Below are 24,278 nucleotides of genomic sequence, written 5' to 3'. Positions count from 1 at the left end.
GGCAAAATTACAGCAAATCAAAAATAATTTGTTTCTTTATGCAACCGATTGCAAAACCATAAAAAACAATATTATATGCTAAAATTCACTCAACTGCCTGCGGTTGCTTTGCTCAGCGTAAGTTTGCTTTCTGCTGCTTGCCAGGGTGGTGCAGGTAATACTACTGCTGCCAATAAAGACAGTGCCGAAGCAAAGAAAGATACGCTTCCGAAGGCTAAATTTATATCAAAACCACTGGTAACCACCATTTACACCGCCGATCCATCTGCACATGTGTTTAATGGTAAAGTTTATGTTTATCCATCGCACGATATTGATACCGGTACCCCCGAAAATGATAACGGCGATCACTTTAACATGAAAGATTTTCATGTGCTTTCTATGGATAGCGTAGGAGCACCGGTACTGGATAACGGCGAGGCGCTGAATATTAAGGATATTCCGTGGGCGGGCCGCCAACTTTGGGCTCCCGATGCCGCTTACGAAAAAGGAACTTATTACCTGTATTTCCCGGTTAAAGATAAAAGCGATATTTTCCGCATTGGCGTAGCCACCAGCAAATCGCCGGTTGGTCCGTTCAAGGCCGAGCCTAAACCTATTGAGGGCAGCTTCAGTATAGATCCGTGCGTATTTAAAGATACCGATGGCAGCTATTACATGTACTTTGGTGGTATTTGGGGTGGTCAGTTACAGCGCTGGGCTACCGGTAAATATTCGGGACCTAACGGTTCTAAAACCGATCTTCAAAAAGATGATGCACCGGCATTAACCGCTAAGGTAGCTAAACTGAGCCCCAACATGCTGGGCTTTGCCGAAACGGCTAAAGACGTGGTTATCCTCGATGAAAACGGCAAACCGCTTTTAGGTAAAGACCACGATCGCCGCTTTTTTGAAGGCTCATGGATGTATAAGTACAACAATAAGTACTACTTTACCTATTCCACCGGCGATACCCATTTGTTATGCTATGCTACCGGAACCAGTCCTTACGGACCGTTTACCTATAAAGGTGTTATCCTGAAACCAGTTCAGGGCTGGACTACCCATCACTCCATTGTAGAAATTAAAGGCAAGTGGTACCTGTTCTATCATGATACCGAACTTTCGGGCAAAACGCACCTGCGTAATGTTAAGGTTACCGAGTTAAAGTACCGTCCCGATGGTTCTATTGAAACCATTGATGAATTTGTAAAATAAAGTTAATACTATAGTTTCTAAAAGCGGATTGCCTCAAAAGCGTCCGCTTTTTTTGTTGAGTTACGTGGCGCCAAACCAAAAAAGCTGCATCCCCAAGAACCACTTGGCCGCTTGTTTGTATGTATATCAAAACAACATCATTATGGATACTACGCTTAAAAGTGCCGCCGAAGGGTTAAATCATTTAATTATCATTGCCAACGATGGTAAAGAAGGCTATGCGCAGGCGGCCGATATTGTTGCCCGGCCTATGCTTAAGGCTATGTTTTCGCGCTTAGCCACCGAGCGTGCGGAGTTTGCAACGCAACTAACTGTACTGGTATTGGCAACAGGTACCCAGCCCGAAAGTGGGACCGGCCCGTTAGGGGCGTTGCACCGCGTTTGGGTAGAAATTAAAAGCTCGCTGGTGGCCGATGATGACGATGCTGCCCTAAAAGAATGTATCAGGGGAGATGAAACTGCCGTAGCTGCCTACGAAACTGTTTTAAAAGAACACGCACTAACTGCCGAACAGCAAAACATCATAAACCAGCAACTCAGGTTAACGAGCGATGCATTGTTTTCACTCAGGCAAGAACTCCATGGCAATAACGTTTAGCCTGTAATGACAACCTCACCCATGCGGGCAGGAAAGCCGCACCCTTTTAAATGGACGCACCTGATCATCAGCATCCTTATAACAGAAAGCATTGCCGCAACGGCATCCTTGTTCACCATATCGCAAATACCGGTTTGGTACCGTACCTTAAACAAGCCTTCGTTTAACCCGCCCAACTGGCTTTTTGGCCCGGTTTGGACGGTACTATACGTGCTTATTGCCATTGCGGCGTATCTGGTTTGGCAGCGGAGGGATGACAGTCCGCTTTACAAAAAAGCCAGGAATGCTTACATTCTACAGTTGATACTGAATTTTGCATGGTCGGCCGTGTTTTTTGGGATGCACCAGGTGCTGGGCGCTTTGGTGGTTATTGGTCTTTTGTGGTTGAGTATAGTTGCCATTATTTACTACTTTGGCAAGTTTAACAAAGTGGCGGCGTGGCTGCTGGTGCCTTATTTATTATGGGTGAGTTTTGCCAGCGTGTTAAATCTGTATATTTACCTGCTCAACAGGTAGCCTTTAACCGGCGCCGTTTTGAAATTATTGTTAAGCAGCATGAAAAAAATAATACTTACGATAGCGCTTTTTGTATTTACAGCCGCAATGCTCAAGGCCGATACCATCAGCATCAAGCATTTTATTGTTAAAGAAAATCCCTTTGCCCAACACGAAATTGCCATTGTAGCGGCCGATACCTCCGATCAAATTCAGGATAAGGTGAACGGCAAGTTTGCATTCACTATTAATGGTTTCGAAAACGAGCTTACCTTTCAGCGTGGTGTGGCTTATTATCCGCATAAAATAGAAAAATCGGCTTTTATGTACGTAAAGCACAAAAACGAAAGCGGTACCCATTCAACGTTATACTACATCTACAAACATGGCGATAAGCTTAGTCCGCTGCATGTAAGCTGGATGTGGCTGGTAGCCATACCACTCATCATTGTTTTTGCAGGCTACCTGTTTAAGCGCTTTATTATTATTGCGGTAGTGGTGCTCATCATCTTTGTATATTTTAACCACCAAAACGGTTTAAGCATTCCCACTTTCTTTGAGAGTATATTCGATGGCTTGAAGCATGCGATAACGGGGTAGGTGTTTGTGGCTGCGAATGATTTTAGCCTGCATGTTTGTATGCAAAGCGGCTAAACCCCTCCCTAACCCTCCCCTGGTAGGGAATTGTTATTGGATATTACTGCTTTGTGTTATATAGTGGAGTGTATTGCTGGCTTATAGTAGCATCCATAATTTAAACTTTTAACTTTCTCTGTGGTTAATTCTATAAAGCATTAACCATGAAAGCATCTCTCATAACCGCCCTTATTTGTGCATTTAGCCTAACCGCTGCTTTAGCGCAGGAATACGTATCGCCCACCAAATCGCCCGAAACCGGTAAATCGCCGGGGGTAAAGGTGAAGCTCATTAGCCAGAACGACCGCGTAAAAACCTATGCCGTGATTTTTGCCAAGGGCGATGAGGTGGTATCGGGACTGGCAGAGTTTGCCGAAAAGTACAAAGTGACCAGCGCCCGCTTTACCGGCATAGGCGATGCCACCTCGGCCAAGGTAGGCTGGTTTGATAAAAGCCGCAGCCAGTTTAAAGTCATCCCTATTACCACACCCGGCGAAATTACTTCCCTCGTGGGCGATATTGCCACTTACCAGGGTAAACCCGTAGTGCATGGTCACCTGGCCGTAGCTACCGAAGATGGCATCGTACACGGCGGACACCTCCTGCAAGCCTACATTTTCCCCACCCTCGAAGTCATCGTTACGGTAGAAGAAAAACCCCTCTACAAACGGCTCGACCCCGAAACTGGTGCCACGGTGATAGACGCAAATCAGTAGTTGTGAGTTGCGAGTTGAAAGTTGTGAGTGGGGGAGTCGATTAGTAAGTCCGTTAGTCCGAAAGTCCGTGAATTTTATATAGTAAGCCACTACCCGCCAGCCCCAGTGCACCCAGCAAAGGAGCGACGGCCTGACAGAAAAGCGGGCCGGCGTGGGCCCTTGTGGGTGGAAGCTTTTTTCTGTCTTGATTTTTTTGTTACTTTTTGTATCAAGACAAAAAGTAATGGGCCTCTCCGGCCAAGAGGAAGCTAAGTAAGTTCATCAGCACTAACCCAAGGTTATAAACGCACTAACACACCTCAACAAACCCCTCTAACAAGATTTCTAACCATCGTTCCAAATCACAACAAATAGCACAAGACCACTACCACTAAAAAACGACTACTTTATTTGACAATACCCGTAATAATTATAGCTTTGCCGTTACTAAAGCAAAAACCATGAGTGTTCTCGTAAATAAAGATTCTAAAGTAATTGTTCAGGGTTTTACCGGTAACGAAGGTACCTATCATGCCGAACAAATGATAGCGTACGGAACCCAGTTGGTTGGTGGTGTAACTCCCGGTAAAGGCGGACAAACTCACCTGGACCGTCCGGTGTTTAATACCGTTAAAGATGCGGTTGACCAAACCGGTGCCGATGTATCTATCATTTTTGTACCGCCTGCCTTTGCAGCCGATGCTATTATGGAAGCTGCCGAAGCAGGTATCAAAGTAATTGTTTGTATTACCGAAGGTATCCCAACTAAGGACATGATACAGGTGAAAGAATACTTAACCGACAAAGATAGCCGTTTAATTGGCCCTAACTGCCCGGGTATCATCACGGCCGACGAAGCTAAAATCGGTATTATGCCAGGCTTTATCTTCAAAAAAGGTAACGTTGGTGTAGTATCAAAATCAGGAACTTTAACTTACGAAGCAGTTGACCAGGTGGTTAAAGCAGGTTTAGGTATTACTACCGCTATTGGTATTGGCGGCGACCCTATCATTGGTACCCCAACCAAAGAAGCTGTTGAATTGCTGATGAACGATCCTGAAACTCACGGTATCATCATGATTGGTGAAATTGGTGGTAACATGGAAGCTGATGCAGCCAAATGGATCAAAGAACATGGTACCAAACCCGTAGTAGGTTTCATTGCCGGCCAAACTGCGCCTCCGGGCCGTAGAATGGGTCACGCTGGTGCCATTGTAGGCGGCGAAGACGATACTGCTGCTGCTAAAATGAAGATCATGGCCGAGTGCGGTATCCGCGTGGTAGAATCTCCAGCCGAAATTGGCGCTGCCATGGCCGAAGAACTGGCTAAGTTAGCGTAAGGCTTTTTAGAAGAAAGACTTTGGACTTAGGGACAAAGGACTTGAACATATATTAAAAATCCCGGTCAGTTTTGGCCGGGATTTTTTTTGTGAGAATACGTTTCAATTCACCATGTCATTGCGAGGAGCGATAGCGACGTGGCAATCGCAAGGAGGTATTCTGCTAACCTGCTCACAGCATTTGGTACCAACCTGTATCTTTGCTAACTTACAGGTCTATTATTTCTCATGCACCTAAATTTACTTGCCCCTAAACAAACACTTAACAAAGCTTACCTTAAAGAGAAAGTAAGCCGAACCGATATTGAGCAGTTTAAAACGAACTTCTCCGATTTATTGAATAAGATAAACGAGAAAGCTGATGAGGAGCACTTAAAATCATTGATCGGAGATTTCCTAAAGTTCACTTGGTACAAAGATTCGTATCAAATTAATCCCATAGGAAAGAATGATTTGGTTATACATACGGGTAAATCTCCTGCCGATCCTATTGGCGTTATCCTTGAAGTAAAGAGTCCTACGAATAAGGGCGAAATGATTAGCGAGCAGAAACCCAACGCTAAAGCTATTCACGAATTAATATTATATTATCTAAACGAACGTATAACCAATAACAAGCACGAAATTAAGCAACTTGTAGCCACTAATATATTTGAGTGGTTTATTTTTGATGCTAATGAGTTTGATAAAAAGATATATCGCAATACGGCTATTAAAAAGCTGTACGAGCAAAAGAAGGCAGACAACAAGGACAATCCTTGGTTTTATGAAGAAATAAAAAAGCTGCTTAACGTTGTAGAACTAAATTTAGAGGCTACATTCTTAGATATAAGGACTTATAAAAGTTATGCTTTAAACAGTAATGATAAGGATGATAATAAGCTCATCCCATTATTTAAGATATTATCACCGGTTCATTTACTCAAGCTATCATTTGCAAATGATAGTAATTCATTGCAGCCTAAATTTTATGCAGAACTGTTGCACATCATTGGATTGTATGAGTATAAGGAAGGCAGCAAAAAATTAATAGGCCGTAAAAAAGAAGGAGAACGCAACGCGGGATCACTGCTCGAAAATGCCATTATTAATTTAGACAGTCACGATAAAATATCACGACTGGACAAGCCCTCACAATATGGCGAAAACTACCAGGAAAGGCTATACAATGTAGCTCTTGAACTAGTAATTACCTGGATAAACCGCATCCTGTTTTTAAAGCTGCTCGAAGCGCAATTATTAAACTACCACAAAGGCGATGCTGCTTACACCTTTTTAAATAAGGATAAAATACGCGACTTTGACGATTTAGATAAGCTGTTTTTTAGAGTGCTCGCTAAGAAAGCCAATGAGCGCAGCAACGACATTATGAAACTGTTTGGCAAAGTGCCTTACTTAAATTCATCATTATTTGAGCCTACCGAACTGGAGCACCAAACGATATTTATAAATGGGCTTGAAGATTATGTGGCCCTGCCCGTTTTGAATGGTACTGTACTGAAGGATGAACGTGGCAAAACTAAAAAAGGCACGCTCAACACGTTAGATTATCTGTTTGAGTTTTTAAACGCTTACGATTTTAGCAGCGAGGGTGCTGAAGAAATACAGGAAGACAATAAAGCCCTGATTAACGCCTCGGTGCTAGGGCTTATTTTTGAAAAGATAAACGGTTATAAAGACGGTTCGTTTTTTACGCCCGGCTTTATTACCATGTATATATGCCGTGAAACCATACGTCGTGCTGTGGTGCAGAAGTTCAACGAGGCGAAAGGTTGGGAGTTAAAAGATTATGGCGAACTGTACAACCAGATAACAGACCGCAAAGAAGCTAATACTATCATAAATAGTCTAAAAATTTGCGACCCGGCAGTAGGCTCCGGTCATTTCTTGGTTTCTGCTTTAAATGAGTTGATTGCCATTAAAAGTGATTTAAATATCCTAATGAGTGGAGATGGACGAATCCTACGTGATCACCGCATAGAGGTGGTGAACGATGAACTCATCATAACCGATGAAAACAACGACCCGTTCACCTACCGTTACAACGACTTGCGCAGCCAAACTGTACAGCAAACTTTGTTTCACGAAAAGCAGACCCTTATAGAGAACTGCTTGTTTGGCGTAGATATTAACCCCAACTCGGTAAAAATATGCCGCCTGCGTTTATGGATTGAATTGTTAAAGAATGCTTATTATAAACCAACCTCCGATGGCAGCCTGCAACTGGAAACCCTGCCGAATATTGATATTAACATAAAAACAGGTAACTCGCTAATAAGCCGTTTCGGGCTTGATGCTGATTTAAAACCCGCTTTAAAAAAGAACAGTATTAGTATTGAAGCCTATCGTAATGCAGTAAGCACGTATCGTAATGCACGCGATAAGGAACATAAGCGGGAGATGGAAGGCATCATAAATGCTGTTAAGAATAATTTTAGAACTGAAATTGCAAAGAATGACCCTAAGTTGCTTAAGCTCAGTAAGCTAAACGGCGAACTATATAATTCGGTTAATCAACAGCAACTGTTTAGCGAAAGCCGTGCCGAAGCTAAAGCCCGTAAAGTAAAACAGCAAAAGTTCCAAAAAGAAATTGACACTTTGATTGTTGAAGTGGAGGAAATTAAAAACAACAAAATTTATGAAAATGCCTTTGAATGGCGATTTGAATTTCCCGAAGTGTTAAATAATGAGGGTGATTTTTTAGGTTTCGATATAGTTATTGGTAATCCACCATACATCTCAAACTGGGATTTGTCAGCCAGTAATCGTAAAGCGGTAATTTTTTTAGAAGATCATTATAGGCCTTACTTAACTGGGCACTGGGACTTATTTGGAGCTTTCATTATAAAAGGATATTATATACTGAAGCATGAAGGACTAAATTCATATATTTTACCAACGTCTTTTTACAAAGAGAAGCATTCAACCGAGCTTAGGCGATTCTTTATTGAAAATCTTACAATAATCGAATTAATAGATTTTGATAAATTGGTTGTATTTGAAGATGTTGCTCGGCAAACGGGCATTTATTTAGTTAAAAAAGATCTCTCAATTCAAAATGAGCTAAATTTGAAATTAGGGATAGCTGATAATGGTACATACATTAAACAGAATTTCTACAGTAATTTGAAGAATTATTCCTTTAAAACCAATGTAAACAAGTTAGATATAGAAATATTTAATAAGCTTAACGCAAACTCCACCTTGTTAGGTAATTTAGTTTGTATAAATACAGGTGTAGTTGCACATTCTAAAATAGAAAGTCCAGTTAAGTTTACAAAAGATGAGGTGATTAAAAGTGTATATAAAGAGGGGTTTAAGAAATACGTTGAAGGAATTAACATAAGCCCTTATTTAATTGGATTTAAAAATCAGTATATAGATTATGAATCTAACATAAAATTCTTTCATCGACCAAAGTTCCCATTACTGTTTGAATCTAATAAAATAATAGTAAGAAGAATTAGTGGTAAAAACAATCAGTTCTTTGCTTCGTACGATTGTAATAAATATTATTCAAATGATAATTTGATGCACGTTTTGTTATGGACAAATGAATTGTTAAAATTCCAACGACCAGAGAACAAATGGACGGCTATGATTCTTCCGGAATTATCCTTAGAATACATATTAGCAATACTTAATTCAAAACTGAATACATATTTTTTTAGTCGATTTTTAAGTACAGATACTCTTCAAGGAACCTATTCGAGTATTTATCCTGAAGATATTAGACAGATTCCAGTAAAGTTGAATAACATAGCAATCCAAAACGAATTAACAGATATCGTAAAGGAAGTTTTGGAATTAAGAAAGAATGGTTATGAAGTTAGTGAATACTTAAAAAAAATCGATTTTCTGATTTATCAACTTTATAAACTCACTAATGAAGAAATTGAAATGGTAGAAGGGCTATTTTAACGTCTTTAAGATTAATTACACGCTGTGCGTAGTCTCCTGACTGCGCACTATTATGCTCGCAGACTTTAGCCTGCCCTGCTATCAACAGCACTTCCACATTCCCCAATACCTGTAGCCTCTTCGCTTGGAAATATTTTCAACTTTCCCTGCCGCCATCAACTTTTTTACAGTACCTTGGTGTTACAATAGTTCAACCCAAACCCAATGAAACAATTTTTCTTGCTGTTAAGCCTTTTGGTGGCTACAGTTAGCTTTGGTAAAATTCCGGAGCGTCAAAAAAATACTTACGTTAATGATTTTGCGCATGTGCTGAGCACTAACGAGGTGGAAGCGCTCAATGCCAAAATTCACCGCATAGAGCGTTTGTCGGGCGTGCAAATGGCCGTGGTACTGGTAGACAAGGTTCCGGCCGAGTACGATATTGACGAGTTTGCCCTTTTAATTGGCCGTAAATGGCATGTAGGCAAGCATAAAGATGGACTGGTGTACGTGGCCGCCATTAGCCAGCACAAGCAACGCATTGAACTGGGCCGTGCCCTGAGCGATAAACTGAGCGATGGCAAAAGTGCCGAAATACTCGACCTCATGAAACCCTACTTTCGCAAGCAGGACTACAACGGTGGTTTGGATGCCATGATAGATGCCGTTGGCACCGAGGTTATACCGGCCAACACACAGGCGGCTACACCGGCAAGGCAGCAGCAACGTGTGGTTCAGGTTAAAGAAAAGCCCAGCACTGCAGCCGATACTTTTGCAACCATTATTACAGCAGCTATATTTATAGGTATCCCTGTTTTAATTATCTGGCTAATTGTACGGTACAGGCGTAACCGCAGAAACATGGTGTTTCAGCAAAATACGGGTTACAACAACCCAGGTTACGGCGGTGGCAACTACCCCGGCGGCGGCTATGGCAACGGCGGACCGGTAATTAACAATTACGGTGGCGGCGGCTACGGTGGCTCGGGCATAGGCTCTAACCTGGGCAGTTTTGCAGCAGGCGCGGCTACCGGTTATGCCGTGCGCAGCATTCAGGATAATATGAACGACGACGATGATGATCGCCATCGTCACCACAACAACAACGACGATTATGACCGTAACAACGTGGTAAGCGATTCAGACAACGACAGCGACAATACCGATTACTCGGTAAACGACGAAGATCGCGACTCATCTAACTGGGGCGACTACGGCAGCAGTTCCGACTCGTCAGACAGCGATTCATCTGATAACGACAGTTCATCCGACAGCGGTTTCGACGGCGACAGGGGTGCAACGTCAGACTGGTAGTTTAACAAAGTTGACAATCACCATTTACATTTCTCCCAATATAGGCCGGCGCAATTTGCCCGGCCTATTCTGTTTTATGTAAAAGGTTAAAAATTTGTATAAATATGAGGTTTTATAAAAAAATCCGGAGGTTTAATACAGAATTATAAGGCTGGTTTTCTGCGTCAGAATAGCGTAAACAAGCCGCGTTGGAAAACTATTGTGCCCGAAATTGATTATATTTATACATCGGTGAAATCACAATGTCATCGATTTAATCATAAATACTAATGGAAGAAAAGAAATATAATACCCTAACTCCGGCCGAAGAATACGTGATCTTGCACAAAGGCACCGAGCGACCTTTTACCGGCGAACTGCTGAACAATAAGGCGCAAGGCTTGTACGTTTGCCGCCGCTGCGACGCCCCGCTTTACAGCAGCGAAACCAAGTTTGAATCGTTTTGCGGATGGCCCAGTTTTGACGATGAAATACCTGGTGCGGTGACCAAAGAAACCGATGCCGACGGGCGTAGAACTGAGATTCTTTGCTCTAATTGCGGTGCCCACCTGGGTCACGTTTTTACCGGCGAAAGGTTTACCGCCAAGAACACCCGTCACTGTGTAAACTCCGTTTCTATGAAGTTTGTACCTTTAGACGAGGTGAAATAACATCCAAAAGTTATTAACATTTAAGCCCGTTTTTGCGGGCTTTTTTTGTGGTTTAGTTTTCAGCCTTTTACGTTTTTAGGACATAGGTTTGGTAGCGGATGAGTTGCCGTGTAAACATCGGCGCAATAACAACATGACATTCTGATGTTGTGGATATGTTGTTCACAATCAACCGGATAAAATAGAATATAAATTTAGCAGACACCTTGGCAGGGCGTGTCTGTGGATAACTTTAAGGGCGTGTGGAGAACGTTTATAAACTAATACCGGCTATGTGATGTACATTTGTTTATAAGCCAGGTGGCCCTAACGCCGGGCTTGTAAAAAGGCAGTTTAATGATCTGTTAAACCTGCCGCGATAAGTGAGTTAATACAAAAATAGAAAGCCAATATCATGCAGCAAGTAACAAGCTCATTCACAGTGAGCCGGGAGCTTGTCGGCTAAAGTAGGCACGAAAAGACAAAGGAATTAAAAAGCATATGAGTCAGGAAAACGAAGTATTACTAAGAGAGAACAAAGACCGGTTTGTTATCCTGCCGATCAACTATCCCGCTATTTGGGAGATGTACAAAAAGCACGAAGCCAGTTTTTGGACCGCCGAAGAAATTGACCTGAGCGACGACCAAAAGCACTGGGATAATTTGAACGACGGTGAGCGTCACTTTGTATCGCACGTGTTAGCATTTTTTGCCGCCAGCGATGGTATAGTGAACGAAAACCTGGCTGTAAACTTTATGAGCGAGGTGCAGGTACCAGAGGCGCGTTGTTTCTATGGGTTCCAGATCATGATGGAAAACATCCACTCTGAAACTTATGCTTTGCTGATAGATTCTTACATTAAAGATCCTGTTGAAAAAGACCGCTTGTTTCATGCCATTGATACGGTACCTTGTGTGGGTAAAAAAGCGCAATGGGCTTTAAAGTGGATCAATAACGGAACCTTTGCCCAGCGCTTGGTAGCTTTTGCAGCCGTAGAAGGTATTTTCTTTTCCGGCAGCTTCTGCTCTATCTTCTGGTTGAAGAAACGTGGCTTAATGCCGGGCTTAACGTTCAGTAACGAACTGATCTCGCGCGATGAGGGCTTGCATTGCGAGTTTGCCTGCTTGTTATACTCTATGTTAGAGAACAAGTTGAGCAAAGAAGAAGCTACCGGAATAATTACCGAAGCTGTAGAAATAGAGAAAGAATTTATTACCGATGCCTTACCGGTAAGATTGATTGGCATGAATGCCGAACTGATGAGCCAGTACATCGAATTCGTAGCCGACCGCTGGTTACAGGAACTGGGTTACGATAAGGTATACAATGCCACTAATCCGTTCGATTTTATGGAAATGATTTCGCTGCAAGGCAAAACCAACTTCTTTGAAAAACGCGTAGGCGACTACCAGAAGAGCGGTGTACTAAATGCACAACCAAGTCAGGCATTTACCTTAGACGACGACTTTTAGAACCCCTCCCAACCCTCCCCTAAGGAGAGGGCTAAAAAGGAGCAGGTACAGAATATATTCAATAGATTAAGACACAATTAAAAAATCTCTCCCCTTTGGGGGAGTTAGAAGGGGGTTTATAATGTTTGTAATAAAAAGAGACGGCAGAACAGAGTCGGTAAAGTTCGACAAAATTACCGCGCGCATTGAAAAACTGTGCTACAGCCTCAACCCACACTTAGTGGACCCGGTAGATGTAGCCCGTAAAGTAATTGAAGGTTTATACGATGGGGTTACCACTTCGGAGTTAGATAACCTAGCCGCCGAAACAGCAGCGTCGTTAACCACTAAGCATCCCGATTATGCCTTGCTGGCATCGCGTATAGCGGTATCAAATCTGCATAAAAATACCATCAAGTCGTTTAGTGAAACGATGCGTAAACTGCATAATTACCGCGATCCTAAAACAGGCAAAAACGCTTCTTTACTGGCAGATGATGTGTGGGATGTTATTGAAGCTAATGCCGATGTATTAGACAGCAGCATTATTTACGACCGCGATTTTGGTTTCGATTACTTCGGTTTTAAAACCCTTGAAAAATCGTACCTGTTAAAATTAGATGGCCGCATAGCCGAACGCCCGCAGCATTTGTTTATGCGTGTGTCGGTAGGTATCCATAAGGCCGATATTGAAAGCGCTATCAAAACCTATCACTTAATGAGCGAGCGTTGGTTTACACACGCTACGCCAACTTTGTTTAATGCCGGTACGCCTAAACCGCAAATGTCGTCATGCTTTTTGTTGACCATGAAGGATGACAGCATTGAAGGTATTTACGATACACTGAAGCAAACTGCCCAAATTTCGCAAAGTGCCGGTGGTATTGGTTTAAGCATTCACAACGTACGTGCAACAGGTTCTTACATTAGTGGCACCAACGGTACCAGCAACGGTATCATCCCTATGCTACGTGTGTTTAACGATACAGCCCGTTATGTAGACCAGGGTGGTGGTAAACGTAAAGGTGCCTTTGCTATTTATTTAGAGCCTTGGCATGCCGATGTTTATGAGTTTTTAGACCTGCGTAAAAACCATGGTAAAGAAGAAATGCGTGCCCGCGATTTGTTCTACGCCCTGTGGATCTGCGATTTGTTTATGAAACGTGTAGAAGCTAACGAAGAGTGGAGCTTATTCTGTCCGCACGAAGCACCAGGCCTGGCCGATTGCTTTGGTGAAGAATTCGAAGCCCTATACACTAAATACGAGCAAGAAGGCCGTGCCCGCCGCAAGGTAAAAGCACAAGAGCTTTGGTACGCTATCCTGGATTCGCAGGTAGAAACCGGTACACCATACCTGTTGTATAAAGATGCTGCCAACAGCAAATCTAATCAGCAAAACCTGGGTACCATTAAGAGTTCAAACCTGTGTACCGAAATTATGGAGTACACCTCGGCCGATGAGGTTGCGGTTTGTAACTTGGCTTCGTTAGCATTGCCACGCTTTGTGATCAACGGTCAATTTGATCACCAGAAACTATACGAGGTAACTTACCAGGCCACGTTAAACCTGAATAAGATCATCGATAACAATTACTACCCGGTTAAAGAAGCTGAATATTCTAACCTGCGTCATCGCCCTATTGGTTTAGGTGTGCAAGGTTTGGCAGATGCTTTTATTTGCCTGCGCATGCCGTTTGAAAGTGACGAAGCCAAGCAACTGAACAAAGACATCTTCGAGACTATTTACTTTGCCTCGATGACGGCTTCTAAAGATTTGGCTATAAAAGATGGCCCTTATTCAACCTTCCAGGGTTCTCCTTTATCGCAGGGTAAGTTCCAGTTCGACCTTTGGAATGTTAAGCCGGAAAGCGGCCGTTGGGATTGGGAAAACCTGCGTTTAGATGTGATGAACCATGGTGTGCGTAACTCACTGTTAGTAGCGCCGATGCCTACGGCTTCAACTTCGCAAATATTAGGTAACAATGAGTGTTTCGAACCTTATACCTCTAACATCTATACCCGTCGTGTATTAAGCGGTGAGTTTGTGATTGTGAACAAACACCTACTGCGCGATTTAGTAGACCGCGGTTTATGGAACGGTAATATCAAAAACCAGATTATTACGGCCAATGGTTCTATCCAGGACATTGCTGAAATACCTGCCGATTTGAAAGAACTGTACAAAACCGTATGGGAAATCAAAATGCGTAATATCATTGATATGGCGGCCGATCGTGGCGCATATATTTGCCAGTCGCAATCGTTAAACCTGTTCATCAATGCACCAAATGCTTCGAAATTAACCTCGATGCACTTCTACGCCTGGAAAAAGGGCTTGAAAACCGGTATGTATTACCTGCGTACACAAGCTGCTTCACAAGCAGTTAAGTTTACGGTAGAAAATCAAGGCGGTAAAAACATGGATCCGGTTGTACCGGCCCAGGTTGCTACCATTGCCGATGATGTACCAGCCGGACCATCTTGCTCTATGGACGAAGGTTGCGTAACCTGCTCTGCATAAGGTATCACCGTACACATAAATAAATGACTAAGCCCTGAAGTAAGTTACTTCAGGGCTTTTTATCTTTGCACCATGCCGGTTACCTATCAAAAGCACGAAATCATCCATTGCGAACGCTGTCGCACGGCTTTTGAATGCAAGGCAAACTCCTACACCAAATGCCAGTGCACCACTGTGCAACTCACCATAAACGAGGTACAATACGTAGCCGAATCTTACGACGGATGCCTCTGCGTAAACTGCCTGCGCGATTTGCAAAAAGAATATCAGGAAAGCTTATAAAGCAATAACTATTGTCTATAATATTGAAACTGTCAGTCTGAGCTTGTCGAAGACTTAGCAAAGTGTACAAGTCTTCGATAAGCTCAGACTGACATGAAGAATATAAAAATATTATGTAACTGCAGGTCGAAAACAAATAGTGTCATTGCGAGCGATAGCGTGGCAACCGCACGCGTTTATACTTGCCTATGCGCGGTTGACAAGTCGTTATCAATCCTTGCAGCTACATAATATATTATTTAACAATCTTACTGATGCTTCCAATGCCTCGACCTTCCCTGGCTCAGCCACTCCATAGCAGTTAGCATACGCTTTTGGCGGGTACCTTCGGTTTTAGCATCGGTTATCCATTCTATATATTCTTTTTTATGCGAGTTACTAAACGCGTTAAACTGGATTTCGGCTTGCGGATGCTCTTTTAAGAGCTTGGCAAAATAGTCGGGGACTACTAATGGCGGCTTAATCGTGCTTTTAGGCTTTACTATTTTTATACCCTGCTTATTCAGTTCAACTGCTTCGCGAATGTATTGCATCAGGATCTCATCAGCAGGCAGATCGACCAAACTGGTAATACGGCGAAAATGCCCCATACTATCGCTCTTTTCTAATAGGTTGTCAGGGTCGAAGAGGAGCGCGCCCTTCCACAAGCCGAAAGTACAATGCTGCTTGAATGCGGCCATTTGGCAAACCGGTCCTTTAAGATCAAAAAAAGGCATGCTCCACTTCATGGTTTCCTGAATTTCAGGAATGGTATCGTGTATCAACTGCCGCAGGTGAATGAGGATGGGCTGGGCAAAATCGGCCGCTTTAGCAATGTATTCGTCCTGGCGTGGGTCGTAGGTTTCCATGGTTTAAGGTATAATTGGAACCACAAGTTAGGAAATGGAATCAGAATTGTCAAGCGCTAACAGGGGACAAGTTTGCGTTAGCGATTGCAGCGGATACCGGCCAGGTGGCTAAGGCTTGTGCAGTATGAGCGGAAAGCACGGCCCGCAGGGAACGCCTTAATAGAGAATCAAGCTTAAGAACGCTTGAATAAGATAGTAGATCTTAATTATACATGCTATAAGCGTGCGGAATCGAATTAAATTTAATATGTTGTAATTATTCCTCGTTCATTATTGATTAAAAAAAGCTTTTTGCCAGTTTTTAGAACGTACATTGAAATGAAACCGGGACTAAAACTTGTTACTTTATAAGCAGCAGAACTAATATTAAGTAGGCTATCTTTTTTATTAAAAGACCATTCGAAAGTGTTTCTTCCATCAATATAGAAGAAAAGGTTACCTCTATTATTTATTGATCCAAAATATAGTTTGTATGTACCGGCTTTAGCAAACGCATAATTATTCGACGAAGAATGCAGTTTGCCGGCAGAATCAATTTCCCCGATTGTCCAATAGCTACGATGACTATTACCCGTCAAAACTGACTCGAGCTTATTCGAATTGCTACATCCTAACAAAAATAAAGATACTATTACAATTGACACAATACTTCTCATCACAAATCATTCAGGATAGTTAAATGAACTCTGTATTCGGTTAAAATCGAACTCGTCAAAATATTTTTAAAGTGTTATGAAATTAGCGAACTGTTTTAATTACTAAAAGCTGTCTGAACCGAAATAAAAGAAATAAAAATCTTTAGAATTGATTTGGTCACGATTTAGATGTCAGTCCCAAAGCTCTAATAACCAACACTACAACACGTGCCCCAACCTATTCGAATCCAACTTAATCAAGATAAATAGCAATATCGTAAAGCTCCATAATGAAGATCCTCCATAACTGATAAATGGCAGAGGGATGCCTATAACGGGCACCAGGCCAATGGTCATGCCGATGTTGATGATGACATGGAAAAAGATGATGGACGCCACACCATAGCCGTAAACACGCGAGAATGGCGACCGCTGTCGTTCGGCCATGATGATGATGCGCAGGAGCAGGAACATGAACAGGCCAATTACAACAATGGAACCGGCAAAGCCCCATTCTTCACCTACAGTACAAAAAATAAAGTCGGTACTTTGAGCGGGTACGAAAGCGTACTTAGTTTGCGTACCCTGCAAGTAGCCTTTACCCCAAAGCTTCCCCGAGCCTATAGCTATTTTAGATTGGTTAACGTTATACCCGGCGCCACGCAAATCGGTTTTAATGCCCAGCAGCTCATCTATACGCGATTTTTGGTGCGGCTGCAGTACATTGTTGTACAAAAAGTTTACGCTGAAAATAAAGGCAATAGAAATGATGAGTCCACCGGCCAGGGCAACAAGCCCCTCGCGCCGCAGGCGAAGCAAAAATGCCGCAGCTACAGACAGTATGATCAAAATGCCAATAAGATATAGTTGATTAAACAACAGCGACAACACGAACAAAGCAATGAGCAACCCCGCAATGATCAAGAAATAGGGCGACAAACCCTCGCGGTATAGGACGAATATCAGCGAGCAAAATACCAGTGTTGAACCCGTATCGGGCTGTAGCATAATGAGCAGCATGGGCAGGGCAATGATGCCTGCCGCCATGAGAAATGATTTAAACTCGGTAATACGCACGTTTACCCCGCTGAGGTAGCGGGCCAGCAGCAAACAGGTACTAAACTTGGCAAACTCCGAGGGCTGCAACCTGAACGATCCCAAGGGTATCCAGGCCTGGTTACCGCCTACATTTTTACCAACAACCAAAACCACCATGAGCAATAACACGGTTGTAACGTATACCACAGGGGCCAGTCCGCTGATAAAGCGGCTGTCTAACAGTAAAATAACGCTGCCTAATACCACAGCCGAAATAATGAAAATAAACTGCTTGCCGTAATTGGTATCCAGATCGATAAGACTGGGATGCGTTTCGTCGAAAACTGCCGCATGAATGTTGAACCAGCCAATGGTACACAGGGCCAGGTAGATGAGCACGGTTAGCCAGTCTACATTAAAAAAAAAGCTGCGTTGGTTATTCATCTTCTTTACGCTTAGGCTGGTAGGCTAATAATTTGCTGGTACTATCAGTGGCTTTCTTCTTACCGGCCGATTTTAGTTCAATTCGTTTAGCGGTATCGCTTTTAAGTTTCTTGATGCTGTCTTTTCTTATGCTATCGCGGCGAAGACTGTCTTTGTGAGACAGCTTTCTAACTGGTGGCTTCCAGCCCGGTGGCGGTGGTAGCAGGTTGGCGTTAATAATATAATTTACTTCTGCTTTAGGCTTGGTAATAGTGCCGCGCAAATAAGTTTCTACCAGGTAGCTGGCAATTGGTGCTGCCCACGATGAACCGTAACCGCCGTTCTCTACAATTACGGCTATGGCAATCTTAGGATTATTGCGGGGGGCAAAGGCCACAAACACGGAGTGATTTTTACCGTGGTTATTTTGCACCGTACCTGTTTTACCACACATGGTAATGCCGGGTATACGCGCTTGTACTGCCGTGCCATGGTCTACCACATCCTGCATACCATCAATAACGGGTTGAAAATATACGGTATCAATACCTACGTTAATTTTGGTGGTGTACTCTGTTTTGGTAATCTTTTTATCGCCTATGGCTTTAATTAAATGGGGTTTATAGTAAAAGCCACGGTTGGCGATAGTAGCTTCGATATTAGCCAGTTGCAGGGGGGTAGACTGTAGCTCGCCCTGGCCGATAGCTAACGAGATAATAGAACTCGACCGCCAGCGCTTGTTACCAAATGCCTTGTCGTAAAATTCGGGTTTTGGTACGTAGCCTTTACGTTCGTAAGGCAATTCAACATCCAGCTTGGTGCCAAAGCCAAATTTATTAACCTTCTCTTTCCAGTCTACCAAAGTAGTCCTGATGTTTTTAGGGCCTTTGGCGTTCATCAGTTTATCAAACACATAGCAGAAATACGTATTGCATGATTGTGCAATGGCTTTACGCAAATCTGTAACACCATCAAAGTGTTCGCACTTTACACGGCGGTTACCGGCTTGGTAAAAATGCGGACAAAAGAAGGTAGTTTGCGGTGTAATGATGCCTTCTTGCAGGGCAATCAATCCATCCAACGGTTTGAATGAGGAACCGGGAGGATAGCCTGCCTGGATAGGACGGTCTAACAGCGGTTTATAGGGGTCTTTAGCCAGCTTGGCATAATTGTTACCACGCTGGCGGCCGGCCATTAAGTTAGGGTCGTAACTGGGGCTGCTCACAAATGCCAATATCTCGCCTGTTGCCGGTTCAATGGCTACAATACTGCCAATCTTGTTGGTCATCAGTTTTTCGCCCAATTTTTGCAGACGAATGTCCAGCGAGGAGATCAGGCGCTCACCGGCGACAGCCGCGGTATCAAATGCACCGTTGGCAAAGCTGCCTTTTTGCGTGTTGCGCGAATCTACCATGAGTGTTTTAATACCCCGCTGTCCGCGTAAAACGCTTTCGAAAGATTTTTCTACACCCGATATGCCAATATAATCGCCGGGACGGTAGTAGCCGCCCGATTTTTGAATGGCAGCGTCGTTTGCCTCACCAATGTAGCCCAAAAAGTGAGCTGCAGTAGAGTCGGGGTAGGTACGAATGGTGCGGGGCTGGGCAAAGAAACCCTTAAATTCATCCTGCATCCGTTCCTGCAAGGGGGCATACTGCTGCACGGAGATCTGCTTTTCTAAGATCGAGGCGCGGTAGGGCGAATATTTACGGGCCTTGTCCAGTCTTTTATCAAAGCCTGCTTTGTCAATACCTATCAGCCGGCAAAACTCCAGAGTATCAAAGGGCTGAACCTCTTTCGGGGTTACCATAATATCGTATACCTGCAGGTTTTGAACTAATGGCTTTTCGTTACGGTCTAAAATAACACCGCGGGCGGGGAAGTCGATAATTTTACGCTGCACATTGTATTTGGCCAGCATGGCGTAACGGTCGTCAACTATTTGGATATAGAATAACCGGGCAAGTAAAATAACGGCTATGGTAATGAAGATGCCGGTAATAACGTAGCGCCGCTCAAAGTAATTGTTCATTTAGCGTTCTTTCCTTCTGTAAAATAAGAAGCTTGATATTAATATCAAAAATAGTGTAAAAACTGCACTTGATAGAAAACGCAATAAGGTGTATTGTATTTCATCTAACCTGAAAACCTCAAGGTTGAACAAGAAGAAATGATGTACAACAATAAGCAGGGCCGAGTACGTAAAAAACCACCGGAAACCCATATTGCCCAGCGTAGGTTCGGGCTCGTTATCAAAGCCGTCTTTTTGTACGGTTACGCTGATGAATAGTACGCGTACCAGGGCCAGTACCACACACGAGGCTGCATGCAGGCCCGGCGTATCGTTAAACATATCAATAGTTAAGCCCAGCAAGAACGACAGCAGGAACAGCAGCAGGTTAGGCGTTTCAAAAGGGAGCAATAAAATGAACAGGATATACAGGTAAGGCACCGACAGGTTGTACAGGCTAATGTTTTTTAACAGGAAAACCTGCAAAAGCACCAGCACTACAAAGCGTATCAGGTTAACTATGATTACTCTACTCATCTTGCTTTTTCTGGGCGTCTAACGTCTGGCGTTCTAAATAAAGTTTATTGTTTACTACGTAAACGTATTGCAGTTTGGCAAAATCTACCGAAAAGTTTACTTCCATGTTCAAAAAGAAACCACCGCCTTTAGCATGCAGGTTACTTACCTTACCCAAAGGTATACCGGCAGGGTAAAGCGACGAGTAGGTAGAGGTAACCACCCATTGACCTATGCGCGGCTTAACGTGGTTGGGTATATCCATTAACAAACCTACGTGCGGGTTAAGGTCGGCACCCCACATCAAACTTCCAATATCTTTGGTATCGGCCAGCATGGCGCTCACCTTGGCGTCTTTATGCAGCAGCGACTGTACCAACGATAAATGTTCTTCGGTATACACTACTTTACCCACCACACCAGTGTTGCAAATTACACCCATACCTTTTTTAATGCCGTCTTTACTGCCTTTTAGTATCGTAATGTAATTGTTGCGCTTGTTCACCGAGTTGTCTATCACCTTGGCTTCGGTATACGTGTACTGCTGCTTGTAAACACTATCGATAACGGTGTGCGTGGCAACCGTATCAGCATAGTAAGAGGATTGCAACTGGCTGTGCAAACGGGCGTTTTCGGCCGCTAAACTATCGTTCACATCTTTTAGCGAAAGGTAGCTGTTCAGCTCGTTTACACGGGCATAAAGCGTGCCGGTAACCTGGTTGGTGGTGTTCAGGTAAGTAGCCCGCTGAAACGAATTATACTTCACGTAAATGATCAGCGCCGAGATCTCGAAAATTAAAAACAGGAAAAATGCGTTATACTTACTGATGAAAATCAAAAGGTTACGCATGGGGTAGTGAGTGGGTTAAGTAGTGAGTGGTTGAGTAGTTGATTGGTTAGCTAAATATTAAACAACTACTTAACTACTCACCATTCAACTACTCACCAAACTATTGCATTAAAAATTTATAATTACCAATATTCTTGAGGGCGGTACCGGTACCGCGTACAACCGCACGAAGAGGGTCTTCGGCTACGTGTACAGGGAGTTTGGTTTTGGCAGCCACACGCTTATCTAAACCGCGCAATAAGGCGCCACCGCCGGTTAAGTAAATACCTGTTTGGTAAATATCGGCCGATAGCTCTGGTGGAGTGATCTCCAGTGCTTTCAAGATAGCTTCCTCAATTTTAGAGATAGATTTATCGAGGCAATGTGCAATTTCAGTATAAGATACGGTGATCTGCTTAGGTACACCGGTCATCAGGTCGCGGCCCTGTACGGCAAAATCAGCCGGTGGATCGGCCAGTTCGGGCAGTGCGGCACCAACTTCTATCTTGATCTTTTCGGCAGTACGATCACCAATCATGATGTTATGCTGACGGCGGATGTACTGAACAATATCAGAGTCGAAGTTATCTCCGGCTACGCGGATAGACTGGTCGCATACGATACCCGATAAGGCAATAACCGCGATTTCGGTAGTGCCACCACCAATATCAATGATCATGTTACCCATAGGCTCTTCTACGTCGATACCAATACCCACCGCAGCCGCCATTGGCTCATGAATTAAATAAACCTCTTTAGCGCCTGCAATTTCGGCCGATTGGTGTACGGCACGTTTTTCTACCTCGGTAATACCCGATGGAATACAGATCACCATACGTAACGACGGGAAGAACCAGCCTTTACCTTTGTTGATCATCTTGATCATACCGCGTATCATATGCTCGGCAGCATCAAAATCGGCAATTACGCCGTCTTTTAGCGGGCGTACCGTACGTATATTATCATGGGTTTTACCTTCCATTTGCATAGCCTGGCGGCCAATAGCTATAACTTTATTGGTCTTTCGATCAAAAGCTACAATGGAGGGTTCATCAACCACCACCTTATCGTTATGTATTATCAGGGTATTTGCAGTTCCTAAATCAATAGCAACTTCTTGTGTAAAAAAATTAAATAAACCCATTGAATGTTTGTGTCAAATAATCAGTAAAGATTATAAAAAATATCTGTAAGTTATTAATAACCGTTTGCATTTCAAAGCACCCCTCTAAATCTCCCCAAAGGGGAGACTTTTTTGAAATTACCTCCCTCTCCCTTGGAGAGGGCCAGGGAGAGGTTAGTGTTTAAAGTGCCTAACTCCCGTTGTTACCATGGCTATGCCTCTTTCGTTAGCCATGTTTATAGAGTCCTGGTCTTTTATAGATCCTCCCGGTTGCAATACCGCTGTAATACCTGCTTCGGCCGCTATCTCCACACAATCGGGGAAGGGGAAGAAAGCATCCGAAGTCATTACCGCGCCGTTCAGGTCAAAGCCAAAGCTGTTAGCTTTTTCAATGGCCTGGCGTAAAGCATCAACCCTTGAGGTTTGACCAACACCGCTGGCCAGCAACTGGTTGTTCTTAGCCAAAACCACGGTGTTAGATTTGGTATGTTTCACTATTTTGTTGGCAAAGAACAAATCTTTCAACTCCTGCTCGGTTGGTTGCTTTTCGGTAACGGTTGTCATTTTCTCCGGGCCTTCAATTACCAGGTCTTTATCTTGTTCAATTACGCCGTTCAGCAAAGTTTTAAACTGCTTAACGCCTAACTCAACCCGCTGGCGGATGAGTATAATACGGTTCTTTTTGCTTTTTAGTATTTCAACGGCCTCATCGGTATAGGCCGGGGCTATCAGTACTTCATAAAATAGCTTACTTATTTCTTCGGCCGTTTCGGCGTTTACTTCATCATTGGCAATAATAACACCGCCAAAGGCCGATACCGGGTCGCAGGCCAAAGCATCTATCCAGGCCTCTTTAATAAAAGAGCGGGTGGCAATACCGCAAGCGTTAGTGTGCTTTAAAATAGCTACGGTAGGGTCGGTAAACTCGTCAATAAGCGAAACGGCTGCGTCAACATCTACCAGGTTGTTGTACGATAGCTCTTTGCCATGCAATTTGGTAAACATAGCGTTCAGGTCGCCATAAAAAGTACCTTGCTGATGCGGGTTTTCGCCGTAACGCAGCGTTTGGCTGGTTTGTATGCTTTGCTTGAAAACCGGCAGTGACTGGCTTTCATCGTCTTGTGCTATGTTAAAATACTGGAAGATAGCGCTATCGTAGTGCGATGATATATTGAATGCTTTTTGAGCAAAATTGCGGCGTTGTGCAAAGGTGGTTTCGCCGTTTTGTGTTCTTAAAATTTCTTCAAGTCCCTGGTAATCGTCTTTTGAGGCTACGATCACCACATCTTTAAAGTTTTTGGCTGCCGCGCGGATGAGCGAGATACCGCCGATGTCTATCTTCTCAATAACATCGGGCTGATCGGCACCGGAGCGTACCGTTTCTTCGAACGGGTAAAGGTCAACAATAACTAAATCTATCTGCGGAATTTCGTATTGGGCCAATTGCTGCTCATCGCTTTCAAAACCGCGACGGGCAAGTATACCGCCAAATACTTTTGGGTGAAGCGTTTTTACACGGCCACCCAAAATAGAAGGATATGAGGTCAAATCTTCAACGGCTACTACATCGGCACCCAGGCTGCGAATAAAAGTTTCGGTACCACCGGTTGAATAAATGGTTACTCCTAAACGTTTTAATTCGTTTATAACAGGCTCTAAATGATCTTTGTAGAAAACAGAAATTAAAGCGTTTTTAATTTGAACAGACTGGCTCATGCAATACTTCTTTTTTGAGCCGCAAAGGTAGTGTTTTAGTTGATTAGTAAGTAGTGAATTGTGCGTAGTTTAATGTGTAT

General features: G+C 43.4%; 19 protein-coding genes. 12 read left to right on the top strand and 7 right to left on the bottom strand.

The genetic code is table 11. The features are described 5' to 3' along the window. The first annotated feature begins 75 nt into the window (after positions 1–75). The 12 genes from IEV61_RS01535 to IEV61_RS01480 all read left to right on the top strand — a co-directional run bounded on the left by IEV61_RS01535 (position 76) and on the right by IEV61_RS01480 (position 15,059). Positions 76–1,197 carry a glycoside hydrolase family 43 protein gene (locus tag IEV61_RS01535; RefSeq protein WP_188413140.1) on the top strand — a complete coding sequence of 374 codons (1,122 nt, stop codon included), beginning with the start codon at positions 76–78 and terminating at the stop codon, positions 1,195–1,197. 142 nt (positions 1,198–1,339) lie between these two features. Then, entirely contained in the window at positions 1,340–1,795 is a 456-nt protein-coding gene (locus IEV61_RS01530; RefSeq protein ID WP_188413138.1) for a ferritin-like domain-containing protein, read from the top strand. Between the two features lie 6 nt (positions 1,796–1,801). Further along, entirely contained in the window at positions 1,802–2,311 is a 510-nt protein-coding gene (locus IEV61_RS01525; protein ID WP_229746999.1) for a TspO/MBR family protein, read from the top strand. 39 nt (positions 2,312–2,350) lie between these two features. Beyond that, complete coding sequence (locus IEV61_RS01520; protein ID WP_188413136.1) at positions 2,351–2,890, top strand: hypothetical protein; 540 nt, start codon at positions 2,351–2,353, stop codon at positions 2,888–2,890. 200 nt (positions 2,891–3,090) lie between these two features. Continuing rightward, positions 3,091–3,642, top strand: coding sequence for a PPC domain-containing DNA-binding protein (locus tag IEV61_RS01515; protein WP_188413134.1), 552 nt, complete (start codon positions 3,091–3,093; stop codon positions 3,640–3,642). Between the two features lie 440 nt (positions 3,643–4,082). After that, a complete protein-coding gene (gene sucD / locus IEV61_RS01510; RefSeq protein WP_188413132.1) occupies positions 4,083–4,961 on the top strand; it encodes a succinate--CoA ligase subunit alpha in 879 nt (292 codons plus the stop codon). A 228-nt stretch (positions 4,962–5,189) separates the two neighbouring features. Next, positions 5,190–8,882, top strand: a complete 3,693-nt coding sequence (locus IEV61_RS01505) for a type IIG restriction enzyme/methyltransferase (RefSeq protein WP_188413130.1) — start codon at positions 5,190–5,192, stop codon at positions 8,880–8,882. Between the two features lie 204 nt (positions 8,883–9,086). Beyond that, positions 9,087–10,175, top strand: coding sequence for a TPM domain-containing protein (locus tag IEV61_RS01500; protein ID WP_188413128.1), 1,089 nt, complete (start codon positions 9,087–9,089; stop codon positions 10,173–10,175). 269 nt (positions 10,176–10,444) lie between these two features. Next, positions 10,445–10,825, top strand: coding sequence for a methionine-R-sulfoxide reductase (locus IEV61_RS01495; RefSeq protein ID WP_188413126.1), 381 nt, complete (start codon positions 10,445–10,447; stop codon positions 10,823–10,825). Between the two features lie 480 nt (positions 10,826–11,305). Beyond that, positions 11,306–12,277, top strand: coding sequence for a ribonucleoside-diphosphate reductase small subunit (locus IEV61_RS01490; protein ID WP_188413124.1), 972 nt, complete (start codon positions 11,306–11,308; stop codon positions 12,275–12,277). Positions 12,278–12,398: 121 nt separating this feature from the next. Further along, positions 12,399–14,777 carry a ribonucleoside-diphosphate reductase subunit alpha gene (locus IEV61_RS01485; protein WP_188413122.1) on the top strand — a complete coding sequence of 793 codons (2,379 nt, stop codon included), beginning with the start codon at positions 12,399–12,401 and terminating at the stop codon, positions 14,775–14,777. A gap of 72 nt (positions 14,778–14,849) precedes the next feature. Continuing rightward, on the top strand, positions 14,850–15,059 hold the full coding sequence (locus tag IEV61_RS01480; protein WP_188413119.1) for a cysteine-rich CWC family protein: 210 nt from the start codon (positions 14,850–14,852) through the stop codon (positions 15,057–15,059). A gap of 248 nt (positions 15,060–15,307) precedes the next feature. On the opposite strand, the gene IEV61_RS01475 is transcribed toward IEV61_RS01480, so the two are convergent. The 7 genes from IEV61_RS01475 to purH form a co-directional block, all read right to left on the bottom strand. Continuing rightward, positions 15,308–15,907: a YdeI/OmpD-associated family protein gene (locus tag IEV61_RS01475; protein WP_188413117.1), complete on the bottom strand. Its 600-nt coding sequence runs from the start codon at positions 15,905–15,907 to the stop codon at positions 15,308–15,310. Positions 15,908–16,761: 854 nt separating this feature from the next. Further along, entirely contained in the window at positions 16,762–18,024 is a 1,263-nt protein-coding gene (rodA, locus tag IEV61_RS01470; RefSeq protein WP_188413115.1) for a rod shape-determining protein RodA, read from the bottom strand. Continuing rightward, complete coding sequence (mrdA, locus tag IEV61_RS01465; protein WP_188413113.1) at positions 18,017–20,035, bottom strand: penicillin-binding protein 2; 2,019 nt, start codon at positions 20,033–20,035, stop codon at positions 18,017–18,019. The genes rodA and mrdA overlap by 8 nt, the downstream gene beginning before the upstream one ends. Then, positions 20,036–20,551 (bottom strand): rod shape-determining protein MreD, encoded by a 516-nt coding sequence (locus tag IEV61_RS01460; RefSeq protein WP_188413111.1) that lies wholly within the window; start codon positions 20,549–20,551, stop codon positions 20,036–20,038. Continuing rightward, positions 20,544–21,380, bottom strand: coding sequence for a rod shape-determining protein MreC (mreC, locus tag IEV61_RS01455; protein ID WP_188413108.1), 837 nt, complete (start codon positions 21,378–21,380; stop codon positions 20,544–20,546). The genes IEV61_RS01460 and mreC overlap by 8 nt, the downstream gene beginning before the upstream one ends. A gap of 100 nt (positions 21,381–21,480) precedes the next feature. After that, entirely contained in the window at positions 21,481–22,503 is a 1,023-nt protein-coding gene (locus tag IEV61_RS01450; RefSeq protein WP_188413107.1) for a rod shape-determining protein, read from the bottom strand. Between the two features lie 153 nt (positions 22,504–22,656). Next, positions 22,657–24,198: a bifunctional phosphoribosylaminoimidazolecarboxamide formyltransferase/IMP cyclohydrolase gene (gene purH / locus IEV61_RS01445; RefSeq protein WP_188413105.1), complete on the bottom strand. Its 1,542-nt coding sequence runs from the start codon at positions 24,196–24,198 to the stop codon at positions 22,657–22,659. Between the last annotated feature and the right edge of the window lie 80 nt (positions 24,199–24,278).

It is taken from the genome of Mucilaginibacter galii, assembly GCF_014635825.1.
Lineage (GTDB): Bacteria > Bacteroidota > Bacteroidia > Sphingobacteriales > Sphingobacteriaceae > Mucilaginibacter > Mucilaginibacter galii.
Note: the sequence above shows the minus strand (reverse complement) of the source record. Positions and strands in the feature narration are given on the sequence as shown.